This window comes from Streptococcus panodentis, from assembly GCF_017884005.1.
GTDB classification, from domain to species: domain Bacteria; phylum Bacillota; class Bacilli; order Lactobacillales; family Streptococcaceae; genus Streptococcus; species Streptococcus panodentis.
On sequence record NZ_QFAY01000007.1, the window covers coordinates 86864 to 104823 of the forward strand.

General features: G+C 49.0%; 13 protein-coding genes and 1 tRNA gene. 2 read left to right on the plus strand and 12 right to left on the minus strand.

Annotated elements, in window-relative coordinates; all coding sequences use genetic code 11:
• Window positions 1-408: 408 nt before the first annotated feature.
• The 9 genes from rpsG to rsgA all read right to left on the minus strand — a co-directional run bounded on the left by rpsG (window position 409) and on the right by rsgA (window position 7694).
• Window positions 409-879 (minus strand): 30S ribosomal protein S7, encoded by a 471-nt coding sequence (gene rpsG, locus DHL47_RS04625; RefSeq protein WP_128834744.1) that lies wholly within the window; start codon window positions 877-879, stop codon window positions 409-411.
• Window positions 880-898: 19 nt separating this feature from the next.
• Entirely contained in the window at window positions 899-1312 is a 414-nt protein-coding gene (gene rpsL / locus DHL47_RS04630; RefSeq protein WP_002893867.1) for a 30S ribosomal protein S12, read from the minus strand.
• A 596-nt stretch (window positions 1313-1908) separates the two neighbouring features.
• Window positions 1909-2403, minus strand: a complete 495-nt coding sequence (locus tag DHL47_RS04635; RefSeq protein WP_209551062.1) for a hypothetical protein — start codon at window positions 2401-2403, stop codon at window positions 1909-1911.
• A 13-nt stretch (window positions 2404-2416) separates the two neighbouring features.
• A complete protein-coding gene (gene purR, locus DHL47_RS04640; RefSeq protein ID WP_128834750.1) occupies window positions 2417-3235 on the minus strand; it encodes a pur operon repressor in 819 nt (272 codons plus the stop codon).
• A 93-nt stretch (window positions 3236-3328) separates the two neighbouring features.
• On the minus strand, window positions 3329-4273 hold the full coding sequence (locus tag DHL47_RS04645; protein WP_128834752.1) for a 3'-5' exoribonuclease YhaM family protein: 945 nt from the start codon (window positions 4271-4273) through the stop codon (window positions 3329-3331).
• Entirely contained in the window at window positions 4263-5519 is a 1257-nt protein-coding gene (locus DHL47_RS04650; RefSeq protein ID WP_209551063.1) for a DNA recombination protein RmuC, read from the minus strand. The genes DHL47_RS04645 and DHL47_RS04650 overlap by 11 nt, the downstream gene beginning before the upstream one ends.
• 1 nt (window position 5520) lies before the next feature.
• Entirely contained in the window at window positions 5521-6153 is a 633-nt protein-coding gene (locus tag DHL47_RS04655; RefSeq protein ID WP_209551064.1) for a thiamine diphosphokinase, read from the minus strand.
• Window positions 6146-6805 carry a ribulose-phosphate 3-epimerase gene (rpe, locus tag DHL47_RS04660; protein WP_209551065.1) on the minus strand — a complete coding sequence of 220 codons (660 nt, stop codon included), beginning with the start codon at window positions 6803-6805 and terminating at the stop codon, window positions 6146-6148. The genes DHL47_RS04655 and rpe overlap by 8 nt, the downstream gene beginning before the upstream one ends.
• A gap of 10 nt (window positions 6806-6815) precedes the next feature.
• Window positions 6816-7694 (minus strand): ribosome small subunit-dependent GTPase A, encoded by an 879-nt coding sequence (rsgA, locus tag DHL47_RS04665; protein ID WP_209551066.1) that lies wholly within the window; start codon window positions 7692-7694, stop codon window positions 6816-6818.
• Window positions 7695-8273: 579 nt separating this feature from the next.
• On the opposite strand from rsgA, the gene DHL47_RS04670 reads away from it, so the two are divergent.
• Complete coding sequence (locus DHL47_RS04670) at window positions 8274-9182, plus strand: CPBP family intramembrane glutamic endopeptidase (RefSeq protein ID WP_209551067.1); 909 nt, start codon at window positions 8274-8276, stop codon at window positions 9180-9182.
• Between the two features lie 311 nt (window positions 9183-9493).
• Here the strand turns inward: DHL47_RS04670 and DHL47_RS04675 are convergent, their stop codons facing one another.
• Both DHL47_RS04675 and DHL47_RS04680 read right to left on the minus strand, forming a co-directional pair.
• Window positions 9494-14173 carry a Cna B-type domain-containing protein gene (locus DHL47_RS04675; protein WP_209551068.1) on the minus strand — a complete coding sequence of 1560 codons (4680 nt, stop codon included), beginning with the start codon at window positions 14171-14173 and terminating at the stop codon, window positions 9494-9496.
• A gap of 12 nt (window positions 14174-14185) precedes the next feature.
• A complete protein-coding gene (locus tag DHL47_RS04680) occupies window positions 14186-14377 on the minus strand; it encodes a hypothetical protein (protein ID WP_209551069.1) in 192 nt (63 codons plus the stop codon).
• Between the two features lie 174 nt (window positions 14378-14551).
• Here DHL47_RS04680 and DHL47_RS04685 point away from each other — a divergent pair.
• Window positions 14552-14633 (plus strand) — tRNA-Leu (locus DHL47_RS04685).
• Window positions 14634-14979: 346 nt separating this feature from the next.
• Here the strand turns inward: DHL47_RS04685 and esaA are convergent.
• Entirely contained in the window at window positions 14980-17718 is a 2739-nt protein-coding gene (gene esaA, locus DHL47_RS04690; RefSeq protein WP_209551070.1) for a type VII secretion protein EsaA, read from the minus strand.
• Window positions 17719-17960: the final 242 nt, after the last annotated feature.

A 17960-nucleotide genomic window follows, 5' to 3' on the forward strand; every position in this document is an offset into this window, starting at 1 on the left:
AATTTATTTTACAATTTATTATAACATTATTTAGAAAAAACGGATAGGCAGGACCTACCCGTTATCAATGTTTTCATGTTATGTGTTGGTTTCAACTAGTCATGTGATGAGTTGAATGATCGCTAAGAGCTGATTAAGCTCAAGTTAGCTGATTCGAGCTGGAACGGGATGCTGTGTGAAAAAGATAAACTTCCTTGTATTCATCGAATACTGCGTCAGTTTCCTATTTTCACCTTGCATCCTTACCGTTCCCAGCATCATGATTGAACTCGGGCTAAAAGCTTAAGTTAATTGATTTGAACCCGAGCGAGGCCCGGCGCAAAAAAGATAAACTGCTTTGTGTTCACGGAACACTGCATCAGTTTCCTATTTTTGCCTTGGGCCTTTGCCGCTCTTAGTATCATTTTATTACCAACGGAAGTGTGCGAAGGCACGGTTGGCTTCTGCCATACGGTGGGTGTCTTCACGTTTCTTGACAGCTGCACCGGTGTTGTTAGATGCATCCAAGATTTCTTTGGCAAGACGGTCAACCATTGTGTGTTCACCACGCTGACGGGCAATGGTTACCAACCAACGGAGTCCAAGGGTTGTACGACGCTCTGGACGAACTTCAACTGGGACCTGGTAGTTTGAACCACCGACACGGCGGGCACGCACTTCCAAAACAGGCATGATGTTTTCCATGGCTGTTTCGAATACTTCCAGTGCATCGTTGCCAGTAGCTTCTTTGATTTGATCAAAGGCTCCGTATACGATAGAAGATGCTGTACCACGCTTACCATCAAGCATAACGCGGTTGATCAGACGAGTAACTAATTTTGAATTGTAAAGCGGATCTGGCAATACTTCGCGCTTTGGCGCACGGTTTTTACGACTCATTTATCTATCTCCCCTTTCCTTATGCTTTTGGTTTCTTGGTACCGTATTTAGAACGGCCTTGCTTACGGTCGGTCACACCTGCTGTATCAAGCGCACCGCGGACGATATGGTAACGTACCCCTGGCAGGTCTTTTACACGTCCGCCGCGAAGAAGCACCACGCTGTGCTCTTGCAGGTTGTGTCCGATACCTGGGATGTATGCTGTAACTTCGATCAGGTTGCTCAGACGTACACGGGCAAACTTACGAAGGGCTGAGTTTGGTTTCTTAGGCGTCATGGTTCCGACACGAGTCGCAACTCCGCGTTTTTGCGGTGAAGATACGTTTGTTTGAACTTTTTTGTGGCTGTTGTAACCAACATTCAAAGCTGGTGATTTAGATTTTTCTACTTTTGATTTGCGCGGCTTGCGAACCAATTGGTTAATTGTAGGCATCTACATTCTCCTGTATTTTTTTAATTTTGGTGATGGCACACTTGGTGACAGCTGCCATCTGCGTGTACTTTTGCAACATTTGTCAGCACGTCTCTGTACACTTTTGAGAGACCAAAAGTAAAAAGTACCGTCTATCATTGTAACACGGCGGCACCTTAAAGTCAATAGATTTTTTGAGAGTGGGGCAAAAATCGAAGACTCCGTCTTGCTGATTTTTGTCCTAGCCTCATATTTTTTACTGTGAACAGCAGTGAAAATCAGTATCCGGCTGGGAGTGTCTGCGGCTGGCTTCCTCATCTGCGCTTTGGTTTTTATTGAGCATGAGTTTGCGGATGATCTTCCAATCGAAAGAGGCCGCTGTACTGAATCAGGGCTGATGATGCTGGGGCAGACTCCTTATCCACCGCCTCCAACAGTCTCCCGGACTGTTTTGACACAAACTGCGTTTGTGCTATCTCCAACCTCCAACAGTCCCCCGGACTGTTTTGACACAAACTGCGTTTGTGCTATCTCCAACCTCCAACAGTCCCCCGGACTGTTGGAGCAAGTTGAAACCAAGGGCAGCTGGTTGCGAGGCGCGAAGAGCATGAAAAGACTTACGGAGATACCGCGGCCGAGTTTTGCTCGCTTTGAGGCCAGGCATTCTCTGTCTCGGCAGGTTCCTGCTCGCTAATCTGCAAATCAGCTGCGGACCCTTGCTGTTCCAGCAAGCGCTGCTGCACCGCCTGAACACGAGCCTGTAACTTGGCCCTGCTCACTCCGTCTCTGACCTGCTCAACAGCTTCCTGAGCCAGAGTCAGCTGCTCTTCAGACTGCACTGCTTCCAGCTGCTGAACTGCAGACTCAGCTGCCAGAACTGCACGCTCCTCCTCTTCCACTTCCCGCTGCTGGGCAGAAGCGGACTGACTGCTGCTGGAAGCCGCTGACTTAGCCGAGCTGGCTGTATCAGCCGAATGGACGGTGCTCCTTTCTGTCTGCGACTGCCGGCGGACCACAACCATGCCTGCAACCAATACTGCTAACAGGGCAGAGAGAATACCCAGCCGCAGCCAGAGCGGACTGCGGTCAAATCGGTTTAACATTTCTTTCATGGAACTGACCTGCTTATTTATCAAAAATATTGCCCACTTCCACATCAATGGTATTTGCCTTGACATCAATGTTGGTCACTTTCAGCAGGGACTTATAATCTAAATGGTCGCGGTTGGTCTGGGCATTGTCAGCGAAGACAGCTACGCCGGCAAGCTCCGAATCAAACTCTGATAAGAGGCTGATCATCCCATTGACCGTACCGCCTCCTTTGAGGAAATCATCCACAATCAGGACACGGCTGCCCGCTTTAAGACTGCGCTTGGAAAGGAACATTTTCTCAATTCGGTCGCCGCTGGATCCGGAAACGTAGTTGACACTGACCGTTGATCCTTCCGTAATCTTCAGGTCACGGCGCACAATAACAAAAGGCACATTGAGCACATTGGCCACGGCATTAGCCAGCGGCACTCCCTTTGTGGCCACCGTCATAACCGCATCAATCTCCTGATTTCTGAAAGCTTTTGCGATAATCCGTCCGATATTGTTCAGAATGGAAGGCGTACTGAGCAAATCAGACAGATAGATATAGCCTCCGGGCAGGATGCGGCCGCTTTCAGACAGCTGACTGCAGAGATTCTGAACGATGGACTTGGCTTCCCTGTCTGAGATGGACGGCGTAAAGATAACACCGCCGCCGGCACCTGTAATCGTTTCAATCGTTCCGATTTCGATTTCTTCAAAAGCGCGTTTGATGATGACAATATCCTCTGAAATAGAGGATTTGGCAGACTCATATTTTTCTGCGAAAGTATTTAAACTCGTCAATTTATAAGGGTGGTTAAGCAAATAATTTGAAATAACCACCATGCGCTCACTTCTTCTTAATTTCATTTCTTCACCAATTTAATTTATTTTCTACCATTATACCATATTGGAATCAAAAAAACGAACATTATTTGATAAACAATGCTCATTTTTCGTATTTTACTGTTCAAATTTTGGCTTGTAAAAGGAACGGCCCTCCAAAGCAAAAATTTTATTACTCATCTGCCCTGGTTCTACGAGAGCCAAGGCAGCGGTCATCATCATCATTTCTGCGTCCAGGTTGTCAATCATGTGCAGGATTTCAGCCTCCATGATTTTAGGCCGGACAGGGCTGCCGTATTCCAAAAGTCCATGGTGGCTGAGCAGAACATGCCGCAGCACAATCACTTCCTCTTTGCTGTCGTCTATCTTCAGCTCAGTCAGAGCCTTGGTCAGCTCTTCATCAATGAGGGCGATATGGCCAATCAGATTGCCGCGAACGGTATATTCTGTATTTTCCGGACCGCTGAGCTCAATGACCTTGGCCAAATCATGCAGCATAATGCCGGCAAAAAGCAGACTTTTATTGAGCTGAGGGTAAATATCGCCGATAGCATCGGCCAGCTTGACCATGGTGGCTGTATGAAAGGCCAGACCCGACTCAAAAGCATGGTGGTTGGTCTTGGCAGCCGGATAGGAATAAAACTCCTTGTCGTACTTGCCGTAAAGCGCCCGGACCAGACGCTGCCAGATGGGATTTTCAATTTTGAAAATCATCTGTGATAAGTAATCCCGGATTTCCTTTTGGTCCACCGGCGGTTTTTCCTTAAAATCAGCCGGATCATTGGGCTCGCCGGCCTTGGGCAGGCGCAGGGTCAGCTGGTTGACCTGAGGCGTGTTATTATAAACTTCTCTGCGCCCCTGCATGTGCACGACCTTCCCAGCTGTGAATTCCTCCACATTGTGCGGCTGAGCATCCCAGAGTTTCCCCTCAATAACCCCTGTATCGTCTTGGAAAGTGAAGGCCAGATAGTTTTTTCCGGCCCTTGTCTGACGGACTTCTGCTGACTTAATCAGGTAAAATCCTTCAAACAATTCATCTTTTTTCATTTGATTAATTTTCATCGTCATCCCTTTCTTCTGAAAAATCAAGTAGGTTTAGATTGAGGTCCTCATCAGACAGCTCAATATGGCGGAGGGTTCGTTCAATCGCGCCGGTCCTGCGGGTCAGCAGTTCGTCAATATTGCCGGAAGCATGCTGCAGATGCTTCTGGGCCTTGGCCAGGATGCCGCCGAATTTGCCAAACTCAGTCTTGACAGAACCCAAGACCTTGCTGATGTCATCCGCACTTTTTTGGATATTGAGCGTTTTGAAGCCGACTGACAGCGAATTGAGCAAGGCGGACAGGGTAGATGGCCCTGCCACCACAATCTGCTCCTCCCGCCGCAGGCTGTCAAAAAATGCCGGATTGCGGACCACTTCGGAATAAAGTCCTTCTGTCGGCAGAAACATAATACCAAAATTAGTCGTAGCCGGCGGAGCCAGATATTTGGACTTAATATCCTTGGCAAAACGCTTGACACTGGCCAAAAGGGCCTTGCGGCAGGCATCAATCTCTTCCTTGCTGCCCGACTCGTAGGCATCCTCCAAACGGTAGTAGTCAGCCAGCGGAAACTTAGAGTCAATCGGCAGGTAGACATAGTCCTGATCGACCTGCCCCGGCAGCTTAATAGCATATTCCACACGCTCGCTGGAGCCCGCTGCTGTCACAAATTCCCGCTCATACTGGCTGGGGGTCATAATATCCTCGATAATCTGACCCAGCTGCAGCTCGCCAAGAATACCGCGGGTTTTGGTGTTGGAAAGCACTTTGTTGAGGGTCCCGACATCACGCGCCACGCTCTGCATTTCCCCCAGGCCGCGGTTGACAGATTCCAGCTGTCTGGACACTGTCTCAAAAGAGGTCTGCAGCCGGGTCTGCAGGGTCTTCTCCAGCTTCTCCTCCACCGTCTGCCGCATCTGTTCCAGCCGCCGTTCATTGGATTCCTGAATCTGCCGCATACGTTCATCGGTTTTATCCCGATTTTTAGTCAAATGCTCGCTGATGTCCGAGCGGAGATCCGTCAGATTGTGATGCAGATCGGTCCGCATCTCGGTCAGACGGTCGCCCAGCGCCAGCTCCAGTTCTTTTTGAACTGTCTGATTTCTCTGCCTTTCCTCCCCAAAACGGTAGTCCAGCTGATCGGACAGATTGTCTGCCTGACTGTCCAAGACCTGCTTTAGCTCCTCCCTCTGCTGACCGCTCTTCTGCCAGAGGAAGAAGGTCAGGGCAAGATTGGCCAAAAGGAGGAGAATGATGATAATTTCCATATCAGCTCCTGTCTCTACTGTAAATGACGACTGCATAGCCGGAAGCCACCTCCAAAAAAAGGGGCTCATCTATAAATTCGTTAGAAGCATAGACTTTTTTGAAAAAAAAGTTCTGTTCATTGAGCGGATATTTGGCTCCTTCAATGGTGAGGACCGTATCCTCTGCCGGCAGAAAGGCCAGATAGCGCATGCCGGCGGTCGGTTTGATTTCATGCCTGCCCTGGGGAACATAGGTCAGCCGATTCTGCGCATCCAAGAGAGACAGCTGCTGCATGTAGGGAGCTATCTTTTCATTGCTGGGCAGAAAAACATTGGCCAGCGCGTGGTCCAGACGGCCGCCAAAGGCACCGAAAATGGTCAGGCTGGCATCTGGATACCGCTCAAAACATGCCAACACAGCCAATTCCAAGTCCGTATCATTTTTTTCAGGCTGAGCCTGAATGACCTCCTTGGCCGCCGCCTTGATTCTTAGCAATTCCTGCTCAGAAACCGAATCAAAATCTCCTACCGCCAAATCAGGACAGACCCCTTGCTCCAGAAGGAAAAGACTGCCGCGGTCCACACCGACCAGTACATCAAAATCCAGACTGAAGTCATCCAGACGGCCGCCGGCAAAAAGAGCTATCCTAGTCATGCAGGGCATCCCTCAGGGTCTGGACCTGATGGCTGACGTCCCCCTTGAAAACATAGCTGCCAGCCACAAAAACATTGGCTCCGGCTTCCTTGGCAATGCTGATGGTCTTGTTATCAATACCGCCGTCTACTTCAATATCAAAGTCCAGCTGATTGACCTCGCGCAGCACCGCCAGCTCCCGGATTTTGTCCATGGTTTCAGGCAGGAAAGCCTGACCTCCGAATCCGGGATTGACCGTCATGACCAGCACCTGATCAACCAGATTGAGAACATTTTTCACAGCCTCCACCGGGGTACCGGGGTTGAGAACCACGCTGGCCTTGACACCGGCCGCCCGGATCTTCTGCAGGGCTCCGTGGATATGCGGTGTCGCTTCAGCATGAATGCTGATAATATCGGCTCCGGCCCGGGCGAATTCTTCGATATGGTGCTCAGGATTGGATACCATGAGATGGCAGTCAAAGACCAGCTTGCTGTGGGGACGCAGGCTGGCTACCACACCGGCACCAAAGCTGATGTTGGGCACAAAATGACCGTCCATGATATCAATATGGGCATACTCCGCACCGGTCGCTTCTAACTTTTTCAGCTCTGCTTCAAAGTTAGCATAGTCTGCACTGAGGATGGAAGGGGCGATTTTATATGATTTCATGTTTTCTCCTTTATTTTGGGTTCTTTTTGGCAACCTTCTTGTAGGTCTCCCGGCGGTTTTCAATCTCACTGAGAAACTGCAGGTAATGATCAAAGCGGAAAGCTGCTATCTGTCCGGCGCCAAGGGCCTGCTTGACCGCGCAGGCCGGCTCATGCGTGTGGGTGCAGGTTCGGAACTTGCAGTTCTGGCTGATCTCAGCAATGTCCGGAAAGACCTGATTGAGGGCTTCAGCAGTATCCACCTCATAATCCAGCGAGGAAAAGCCCGGTGTATCCGCGATTTTGCCGCCGTTGAGACTGTAAAAACTGACCGCCCGCGTCGTATGCCGCCCCCGGCCCAGACTCTCAGAAATCTCTCCGGTTTCCAGCTGTAAGTCAGGCGCCATCTTATTGAGCAGAGTGGACTTGCCGACCCCTGTCTGCCCCATGAAAACCGTTATCTTGCCGGTCAAGAGGGGCAGGAGGTCCGCTATGCTTGTCACAACGGCATAGCCGATTTGCTGATAAACCTGCACATAGCGATCCAGCTCTCCGGGATCATCCAGCAAATCCAGCTTGCTGAGATAGATGATGGGGTGGATCTGCTTGTGCTCCAACAGCACTAAAAAGCGGTCCAGAAGATTGGCATTGAAGTCCGGTTCTCTGGCACTCATCATGACAACGGCCTGATCAATATTGACAATCGGCGGCCGCACCAAGCTGTTTTTCCGCTCAGCTATTTTTAAGATATAGCCTTCTGAATCTTTGTCTGCTGAAAATTCGACTCGGTCCCCTACATAAGGGGTCTGGCCTTTTTTACGAAAATTCCCGCGGGCTCTGGTCTGGTAGACCCGGCCGTCTGACTCCACATAGTAGAAGCCGGCCAAGGCCTTGATGATTGTTCCTTGCAAGATTGCTCCTTAAAAGTTAATACACTCATTATAACAAAAAATATCAGATTTAGCTTGCTTGTATCATGGATATTCCCGCTATGATGAGAGATTTATCCATAGAGGACAGTTTTTCTGTCAACTGACAGCAAACAGCGGAGCAGAGCCTGTCCAGAAAACAACATACTTGTTAAGAAACATCGTCTTGAGTCAGTTCGTCATAGGCAATCAAGCCCCCTTCACTGCCCAATGAATGCAAAAGAGAAAACCATCATTCGTTTCCGTACAGGGCTCCTTAAACGTTTTCGGAGATTTCGCGCATATACTATTGATATTATACCTTAAAAGCTTTATAATGAAAGCGGATACAAAACTGCGGATGCTATTTCCATTCTAAAGTCTAAAATTTTTCAAAAACCATTCTATATCTGCACCAAAAAGATTCCTGCCTTGTCTCAGCGATGAAATGCTAAGCAGAGCGAAGCTGCTGGCCTCCGGACTCAATAGCTGGTCATGAAACTCCAAAGGAAGTCGCTGACATCCGCATCACTTGAGAAAAGGATGTGAATCTAGCATATCATCCATATAAGGAGGCGGCTTATGGACACTAAGTTTTTCTCTAAAAACAACCCTCTCGTGGCCGGTGTACGGCAGGGAAAATTTTTGACGCCTTGGTTTCTGGCACCTTTTATCCTGCACCTGATTCTGAAGCTGATGGGACCTGTCAGAACTGCCTCAACTCATTTCTTTCTGGGCTTTAATCTGGGAATTCCAGATTGGTGGAACATTCTGGATCTCTTCTCTTTCAGCTACACCATTCTGGTTTTCTTTATCTGGGTTAAATTTGTGGAAAGACGGCCTATCCAATCTATGGGCTTTCCTAAGAAGAGCAATCTGTCAGAATTTGCCAAAGGGGTGCTGGTTGGCGCGGTCATGATTAGCAGTGTGTTGCTTATTTTTCTCCTATTGGGAGCTGCAAAACTGGATCGCATCCAGTTCAGCGGTCCTTTCTTGATTTCCTGGCTTTTGGTACTCATCGGCTATATCATTCAGACCTCTGCCGAAGAAATTTACATCCGGGGCTGGCTGCTCCCAGTTATCTCCAACAAGACCAATCTTTTCGTGGCCCTGCTGATTTCATCGGCTATGTTTTCCTACTACCACTTGGACAACAATGGGGCCTCCGTCCTGTCCACTATTCACTTGGTTATCTTCGGTCTCTTCGCAGCCGTCTATGCTCTCAAACGCGGCAGCCTCTGGGGTCCCTGCGGTTTCCACTTTGCCTGGAACTTCCTGCAGGGAAACCTTTACGGCTTTCACGTCAGCGGCTTTGACAGTGAATCCTCACTCATGTACTTCTCTACCTCCGATAACACCCTAATTACCGGCGGCAAATTTGGACCTGAGGGCGGCCTTCCGGGACTCCTGATTCTCAGTCTGGCTCTGCTTTGGGCTATCTTTATCCTCAAAAGCAGAGAGGAGGACGAAAGTTTAGACGCAGCGGCCTAATCTCCTTTCTGTTGTTAACTCTGCACATCGTTATCGTCATTCAGTTTGCCTTTTATAGTCTTTTAGCCCGGCTTGCTCCGACAGCCCGAGTCCAAATATTCAGCGATGCAGAGAGCTTAGGATAAGGAAGCTGAGGCAAAAGCGTTTCCGTCTCGCCCTGTTCTGGTAAAAACGCTGAAGGCAACTGCTGATTCCTTTGTTAACTTCATTTTTCTTTGAGTATAAAAAAGCAGCCATTGCTCATAAATGGCTGCTTTTTATTAGGCTCGTATAGTTCCTCGTTTTAGTTTTCGCTCAGGCGGAAACCATGGTTAGTTTCTCTTAGCTTTAGCTGTGAGTCCGCCGGCCAAACCAAAGATAAGAAGGCCCAAAAGAGAGATCAGATAGGAAAGCTTTTCTCCTGTCTTCGGAAGAGCACGCTTGCCAGCTGCTCCCTGACTTGCCTCTGCTTTCTGAATGTTTTTCTTCGCAGTGCCTCCAGAGTTCTTGGACGGAACATGGCTCAGGGTCAGCTGAGTGCCATTGACAGCCAGTTCATAGCCAGCAATCGGGTCCGCTGCAATGCTGTAAACAATTTCCTTACCGTCCTTGTACTTAGGAAGATCCGCAAAATCATACTGCCAGCCATTGGCTTCTGACACGATCAATTCTTTGATCGGCTGGCCGTCTGCCAAGAGACGGACCGTGATCTGTGAAGGACGGACCTTGTCTTGATTGTCAGCATCTGACCATACAGCCGTTCCTTTTACAGAAACAAGCGCTGGCTGATAACTATTGGTCAAGGTGTAAGTGCCGTCTGCTCCCTGCTGCTGACTGCTGCTGTAGCCAGCAACCGTCACTTCTTCCTGAACGGTGTAGTTGATCTTCTTGCCTTTTTTATTCTTAGGCAAATCCTTAGACTCAAACTTCCAGTCCGCAGCCGCTGTCACTTCCAACTCGTCCACAACCGTATCGCCATCCAAAATCTTGACCTTGATAGAGGTCGGACGCTTGCCGTCTTGATTATTGGCATCATCCCAGACCTTTTGACCAGAGATTTTGATCGTTTCCGGAGTATAGGTATTGGTTACAGTAAATCTGTCAATCTTGGTCTCGTACTGTGCCACGGCCTCTTCTGCGAGAGTGTAGGCAATTTCCTGACCGTTTCTGTACTTCGGCAAATCCTTGGACTCAAACTTCCAGTCCGCAGCCGCTGTCACTTCCAACTCGTCTGCAACAGTGGTACCGTCCATCACTTTTACTTTGACAGAGGTCGGACGCTTGCCGTCTTGATCATCTCCATCGTTCCAGACTTTCTGACCGGAAACCTTTACCTGCTCTGGTGTATGAGAGTTGGTGATGGTTTGCCCTTCTACTTTTGGACTGTAGCCTTTTTCTTTCAGCGCGGCAGCTGTCACGTCGTCCTCTTGGACAGAGTAAGTGATCTGCTGTCCCTTATCAAACTGTGGCAGGTTGGTAAAGCTTGCTTTCCAAGTATTGTCATCTATCTGGTTGGCAGCTGTCAAGGTCAGCGTCGTCCCTGCTACAGCAACTGGAGCCTGGCCATTGACCGAGCGATACAGCTGTACAGTAATGGATGCCGGACGCTTGCCGTCTTGATTATTGGCATCGTCCCAGACCTTGGTGACTGCATATTCTGTCGTCTGAGGTGTGTAGGAGTTGGTAATGGTGAAGTTGTCAATCTTGGTCTGATATTCCGCAACCGCTTCTTCTGTAACGGTGTAGGCAATCTCTTGACCGGCAGCATACTTAGGAAGTGCTTTGGAGGTGAACTTCCAGTCAGCAGCGGCTGTTACTTCGATCTCATCCACAACCTCAGCACCGTTTTTCACCTTGATCTTAACAGAAGCTGGACGCTTGCCGTCTTGGTCATCTGCATCATCCCAGACCTTTTGGCCGGAAATCTTCACCATCTCTGGTGTGTAGGTGTTGGTGACGGTGAAATCTTTGATTTCCTTGGTATAGCCAGCGACGTCGTCTTCTTCGATAGAATAATCAATCTTCTGACCATTTTCATAGACAGGCAGATTTTCAAATTTGGCTTGCCACTGATCCGCAGCTGTCACTTCCTTGCTGGCCGCTTCTGTCTTGACACCGCCGACTGTCTTCATCAGCTTGATGTTGATCTTAGTCGGACGTTTGCCGTCTTGGTTGTCGCTGTCATTCCAAGTCTTGCTGACTGTAATTTCCGTCTTTTCTGGTGTATAGGAGTTCGTCAGGTTATAGCCGTTGAGAGTCGTTGAATAGCCGGGTACCACTTCCTCTGTCACCGTATAGGTGATGCGGCTGCCTTCTTTGTAAGACGGCAGGTTGGCAAAGCTGTAAGACCAGCCTTCTGCCTCACTGACTGTCTGACTGTGGACTTTCTGACCATCAGCCAGCAGATTGACGGTAATGGAAGCTGGACGCTTGCCGTCTTGGTTGTCATTGTCATCCCAAGTCTTGCTTCCCGAAACAGTCGTCGTCTCTGGCGTATAGGTGTTGGTGATGTTGCTGCCGTCCACCTTGCTGGTGTAGCCCGGAACGGATTCCTCACTTACGGTATAAGCAATCTCTTGACCGGCGGCATACTTAGGCAGAGACTTAGACTCATACTTCCATTCGTTGGCAGCTGTCACAACCTGCTCATCAACAACCGTATCACCATTCAGGATTTTAACCTTAACAGAAGCCGGACGCTTGCCGTCTTGGTTATCCGCGTCATCCCACTTCTTCTGACCGGAAATCTTGACCGTCTCTGGCGTGTAAGAATTGGTGATGTTTGTGCCGGCTACCTTGCTGGTATAGCCGGCTACAGCCTCTTCGCTGACTGTGTAGGTGATTTCTTGACCGGCGGCGTACTTAGGCAGGGCATTGGACTCGTACTTCCAGTCCTGTGCCGCTGTCACTTCCTGCACATCGACAATATCGGAACCTTTCAAGATCTTAATCGTCACCTTGTCAGGGCGCTTGCCGTCCTGATTGTCCGCATCATCCCAGATTTTCTGCCCAGAAATTTTGACTGTTTCTGGCTTGTAGCTATTGGTCACCACAAAACCGTCCGCAGCATTGCCTGTTACCTGAGATTGATAATGTTCAACGGTTTCTTCTTCCAGAGAATAAACGATTTCTTGGCCTTTTTCATACTTGTCCAAGTCAGTGAAGGCTGTCGCCCATTGATCAGCTGCCGTCAGAGTCCGACTGGCAGCTTCTGACTTCTGACCGCCGACTTCTTTATAGAGTTTCACTGTGACTTGATTTGGACGTTTGCCGTCCTGATTGTTGGCATCGTCCCAAGTTTTGCTGGCTTTAATGGTCAGTTTTTCAGATGTCCGGCTGTTGGTGACCGTGTACTTTTCCTGATCCAGCACTGGCGCTTCGTAACCGGCGGCCTGCTCTTCGCCAATCGTATAAGTGATTTTCTTGCCATTGGCATCAAATATCGGCAAATCCGCCGTCTGAGCTGTCCATTCAGCAGCAGTGCTGTCTCCCGTCACGGTGACAGTCTTATCAGCCAGCTTTTGACCATCTGCGTAAATGTCCACAGCAATCGAAGCCGGGCGTTTGCCGTCTTGATTGCCGGCGTCATCCCAGATTTTTTTGATGGTCAGGGTTTTGCTGGCATTTGGATCCAGACTATTCTTGACCGTCTTGACTGCACCATCAGACTTGATGGTCACTTGCATTTGCTTGCTGTCCCGGATATAGCCTTCCGGAGCCGTCACTTCTTCAACAGTGAACGAGCCTTTCTTGATTTCTTCAGCAGTGAAAGCTTCCGTAGCAGTCCGGCCGTTGGCGTCTGTCGGCGGCAGAGTAATTTCCCGACCGCTCGGAGTCCTTACTTTAAAGACAGCCCCCTCCAGCATCTGGCCAGTCTTGGCATCCTGCTTGTAGAGGACCAGACTGTTGCTGATATCAGCAGTAATGACGCCGCCCTCGGTAATCCGGCTGCTGCGCTCTACTGTCGAACTCTTCTGACTAGGCCGATCGTCTCTAAACGGCAGTGTTTCGTTATTAACTTCCATCTGAGCTGTATTGGCTACAAGCGAACCATCCGCCGGAGAAGTCGTCATATAAGTCAGCATAAAGGCATGATTGTCTGGATGATTGATGGTCAGCGTGAACTCTGTATAGGTGTCATTATAGGTGACAGTATAGTCCTGATCTTTTTTCAAAATGACAGCATCGGAAATACTGGACAGGCTGGTCTTATATGCTCCCTGCCTCAGGACCAGCTGCTCCGGTACAAACTGCATCGGCGCACTGCTGTCTGGGATTGTGTCCTTGATGACAATCGGGGAGTTATAGGTCTTTTGCTGGGTGTTGACCCGCACTGTCCAATTATGCGAGTAGTCACCGCTCTTGCCCAGAATAGCAGAGTTATAAGGTTTTTTAGCGATAACGCCTCCAACCTTAGCGTAGTTTTCACCGGCCGTTGAAAAGCTGCTCTGCCGGCGCTCATTGACAGTCACCTTGTGGCTCATAGCCCCTTGAGTCTCATCCGATTTGTAAGACCAGTCCTGATTGGCTCCTACTGTCGTCGCCTGGAAATCAAAGAAGAAACTTCCCTTGACCCCGCTGGCAGTTGTTTTGGACTTATAGTCTTCCAAATTTTGAATCGTAACGGTGATGATACCGCCCTTGCCAGAACCATTGGAAGTCATTTTTGCAGCTCCCAGTTCCACCTTGGTTTCGCTGTCAGTCAGGGTAAAGGCCGTTCCGTTGGCAATGGTGGCACCATTGGGCACTGTAAAAATAAAACGATCCCCATCCTTTAACTTTCCATCATAAGCACTGAGGTCAAAGGTCAGCTCATAGCGGTAATTGCCGCCCTGCGTCAGATTGTAGGCATCATTGACCTTGGTTGCCTCCCGGCCGTTTGTATGGTCCCAGATTTTAATCTCTGTGATGGCGTTTTTTAATAAAGCCCCTTCATCGGCCAGCGCATAACCGGCTCCCAAGACAAATAAAAGCGGCAGCAAACAAATCATCAGCCATTTTTTCAACTTCATCAGTAACTCCCTTTATTTTAAACCTAAATAAATAACTATTTCCAGTATAACAAAAGCTCTGCCCAATAGCAAGGCAATAGAATTATTTTTCAGGAAATTTTCTTTTTCCGCTTTTTCAGGCACCGGATACTCAAACCGGGAAAACTTACACTCGATAGCGAGTGAGGCAGACTCTGAAAGTGACGAATCATACTGGCCAAGCAAACTCCTCTCATTTTCATTCGTCTTTTAGCCTCTCAAAGAGGCTGAGGCAGCCTTTCATTCCCTTGTCTAGACCTGCATAAACCGGCCTTCCTGCAACTTTCTTTTCACTTTGTGAAAAAATATTTGAATTCCCTATTGGCATTTTCAAAAAAATAGGGTATAATAGAATCTCAAGCGGAGGTGGTGGAACGGCAGACACGCATGCTTCAGGCGCATGTGCCCATCGGGTGTGAGGGTTCAAATCCCTTCCTCCGCATAGAATAGAAAGAAAAAGCCCCGTCAGAAATGGCGGAGCTTTTTTATGTTTGTACTCAAGAAAATGCTAGGAAGCTACAGTCATTCACTGCTATAGTCTTTTAGTTTGCTTTTAGCAGTGAAACTGTCCGGGGGACAGTTTCAGCCTATCACTTAACGGACAGGACGATAGGGCAGCGAGCCGCTCAAAGCACTGCTTTGAGGTTACGGATAAAAGGCCGTGAGGAAGTCTTAAAAATAGGGCTGATGGCGGTGGGACAGACTCCCCCGGGTTGTTAAAGCAAGGCTAGCTAACAAAGTAATAAAAGATAAACTAAATGACTGCGCCATCCCATACATGCTGCTTCTTACTCAAAGCGGTCCTCATCGGCCTCTGGCAGTTTTTGCTTTTTCCGGCCGGACAGTCTGACAGCGATAGCTGTCGCGGTATTGGTCAGCAGCAGGATCAGCAGCAGATAGACCCAGATTGGGGCAGTGGAGAAAAAGCTGGACTGCTTTGTTTTTTCAGCTTGAATCGGATTGGACAGGAAGTCCAAGACCGCTTGGTTGTCAGTGCCGTTTGAGCGGGCATTGGCCAGGACTCCCTGGAAACGATGATTGAAGGTATTCGTATCTTCAATATTTTTGGCTTGATCTTTGATGAGTGATGCAGTCTCCTGATGGACCTTGCTGACATCCCCCTGGACCCGCTTGGCTTGGTCTGACAGATTACTAAACTGGGTATCCATCGAACCGACAGCATTTCCATTGCCGGTGACTGTATCCGAGACGGTTTGGGTGTTGCTTGCCAGACCGGTTATGATTTGGTAGAGCCGGTTGCTGGTACCGGCTGGTGTATAGAGGCGATGTCCGTCCAACTGATCAGCGGAATCATCAGGAGATACTTCCAGAAGTTCAGGCTCTTTGTCTTTCCACTGCTGATACTGATTATTCAGTTCCTCCGAAGCTTTTTGGTACCAGTCGGTCAGGTCGGTCAGATTTTTGGCAAAATAATTTGCCGGCAAATCTTCCTCCTGCAGCTGCGGCAGACTGGCCGCGGTTTTTCGAAGCTGATTGACCTCTTTGCTGAGCTTCACATAAAGCTCAATACCGGTCTGCCGGTATTGCTCTACATCCTCTTGGTGCAGCTTATCGGCGACGGAGGCCGGCAATAGATTGCCGTACATCCTGGCGACGGAATCACTGGATGGATCAGCAACATTGACATCATAGGAAGCATCCGGGCTGCCGTAGAGATTTTTTACGCTAGTGGCGGCTGTATCAATGCGAGACAGCTGGGCAAAAATAGCAGGCAGATCCGCCTTAATCAAGGCATTGCTTTCCTTGCTGCCGTCATAAAAGAACGTGTACTGCTGCGGGATTTTCTCCCTGCCAATCACAATCTCAAAGTCAATGGTATTAACCCCATACACCGGGCTGAACTGAAGCTGAAACTGAACTGTGGACGGCTCTGAAATACTGTCTGTGCTCGGACTGACAGCCGCATTTTCTGCACCTTGGCTGCTCACATTGGCCACCCGAATCGGAGTGGCAGTGTAATGGCCGCCGCCTTCTCCTTCTGATGTCATCTCAGGATAGACATGTTCCAGGGTAATGGTTTTGGATTCCGCAGCTGGCAGTTTGTCATTTTCAGCACTTAAGACCGAATAAGCAGGCAGAGACCCTGTCGTCACTCCTTTCACACTGGCATACTGAGCCAATAAATGCAGTTTTGCAGTATAGTCACTGACTTGCTGGTCTGTCAGCGCTCCCATGGCCTGCAGCTTGCTAAACAAAGCTGCATAATCCCCAGCGTCGACACTGATAGAAGCCAGAGTGCGGTTGATTTGGCTGGTGTAGTCAGCAGGCAGCTGATCCGTATTTGACAGCGTATGGATAACCTGCTGGGCCAAAGCCTGCCGAGCACTGCCCAAATCCACCCCTTCATCAACAGCTTTTAAAATCGCTCCCTCATCCTCTCCGAGAGAAGAAGTATCAATCTGCTGGCCGTTAAAATAATTCTGACCCACTTGCTCCCGCGAAGCTGCAACTGAACTGCTGATTGCCTCCAGCTCTTTTTGGGTCTCTTCCAGCCGCTTCTGATAATGCTTGATTTTTTCATTATAATCGGCCACGCTCTGAGACAGCAGCTGCAGCTGGGACTTGGTCTCATTTTTATCATCCTCTTTCTGGGGATGGCCGAAAAGATATAAAGAAGCAGAAAAGTTATTGAAGAGACTGACATAGGCATCTTTGTCCTTAGCATACTGCTTCTTAAGGGCATCATTGGCCGTCTGCGCATTGTGCTGGATGATGCGCGACAGGTTTTGCTCCTCCTGTAAAATGGAGCCCGACTGGTCAAACAGAGTGCCGGCATTCTGTCTCAGCAGCCCAGCCGTTGAATCCTTAAAACTGGCTGTTGACTGCTCAAAAGCCTGCTGGCTGGTCTTCATACCGTCGGCCAGCGAAGCCAGGGAATCCAGCGATTGAATGCCCTGACTGGCCGGCTGATAAATGGAGGTTGACAGGGCATTGTAGATATCTGTCTCATCGCCAACAATGGTTCTCATCTGATTTTTAGCATCATCGAGATTGTTGATAACACTTGTAAAGTAGAGGCGGATCATCTCCTGATTTAAGGCATGGACGTACTCCCCAACCTGCTGGGACATTTCCAAGCTCTCTTCTTTTTTGACAGATTTTTTTACCTTATAGGAAATCTTTGCCTTCTCCGGGTTAAAGCTGTTCAGCTGCAGGACACTGCGGGAAAAGTCTTTGGGAACATAGATGACTGCTTCCAGAGAGTCGTCCTGATAGCGGCTTTCTGCCTGATCTCTTGACATGACCCTCCAGGAGGCTTCCTTGTCCTTTTTTCCAGTCAGAAGTCTGGCAAACTCTTCACCTAATTGATAGCGGGTGCCATTCAGCTGTCCGCCCTCATCCTGGTTGACAATTCCAATCCGAAGATGCTGTTTCTCCTTGCTGCCCAAGGCAAAGGAAAAACTGTCTGACTGGACCATATACAGCAAAATCCCTGCAAGCGCCAGCAAGCACAGAAGGAGGCCAGCTTTCCAAATCCGCTGCTTCCGCTCTTTCTTTTTATCCATGTTCTGTCTCTTTCCTTTCCCAAATGTACTTGTACCGCTATTTAGTCTATCTTTTATCCGCAGCTGAAACAGTCTCCCGGACTTAAGGAAAACCGGAAACTGCCTTCCCCTTATCTGAAACCTCTGACATGCGGATTTATAGTCTTTTAGTTTGCTTCTAATAGTGAGGCTGAGACAGACTCCCATGATGGCTGCGCCCTCACCCACAGAGGGAGCTATCTTCGGGAAGATACCGTATAAAA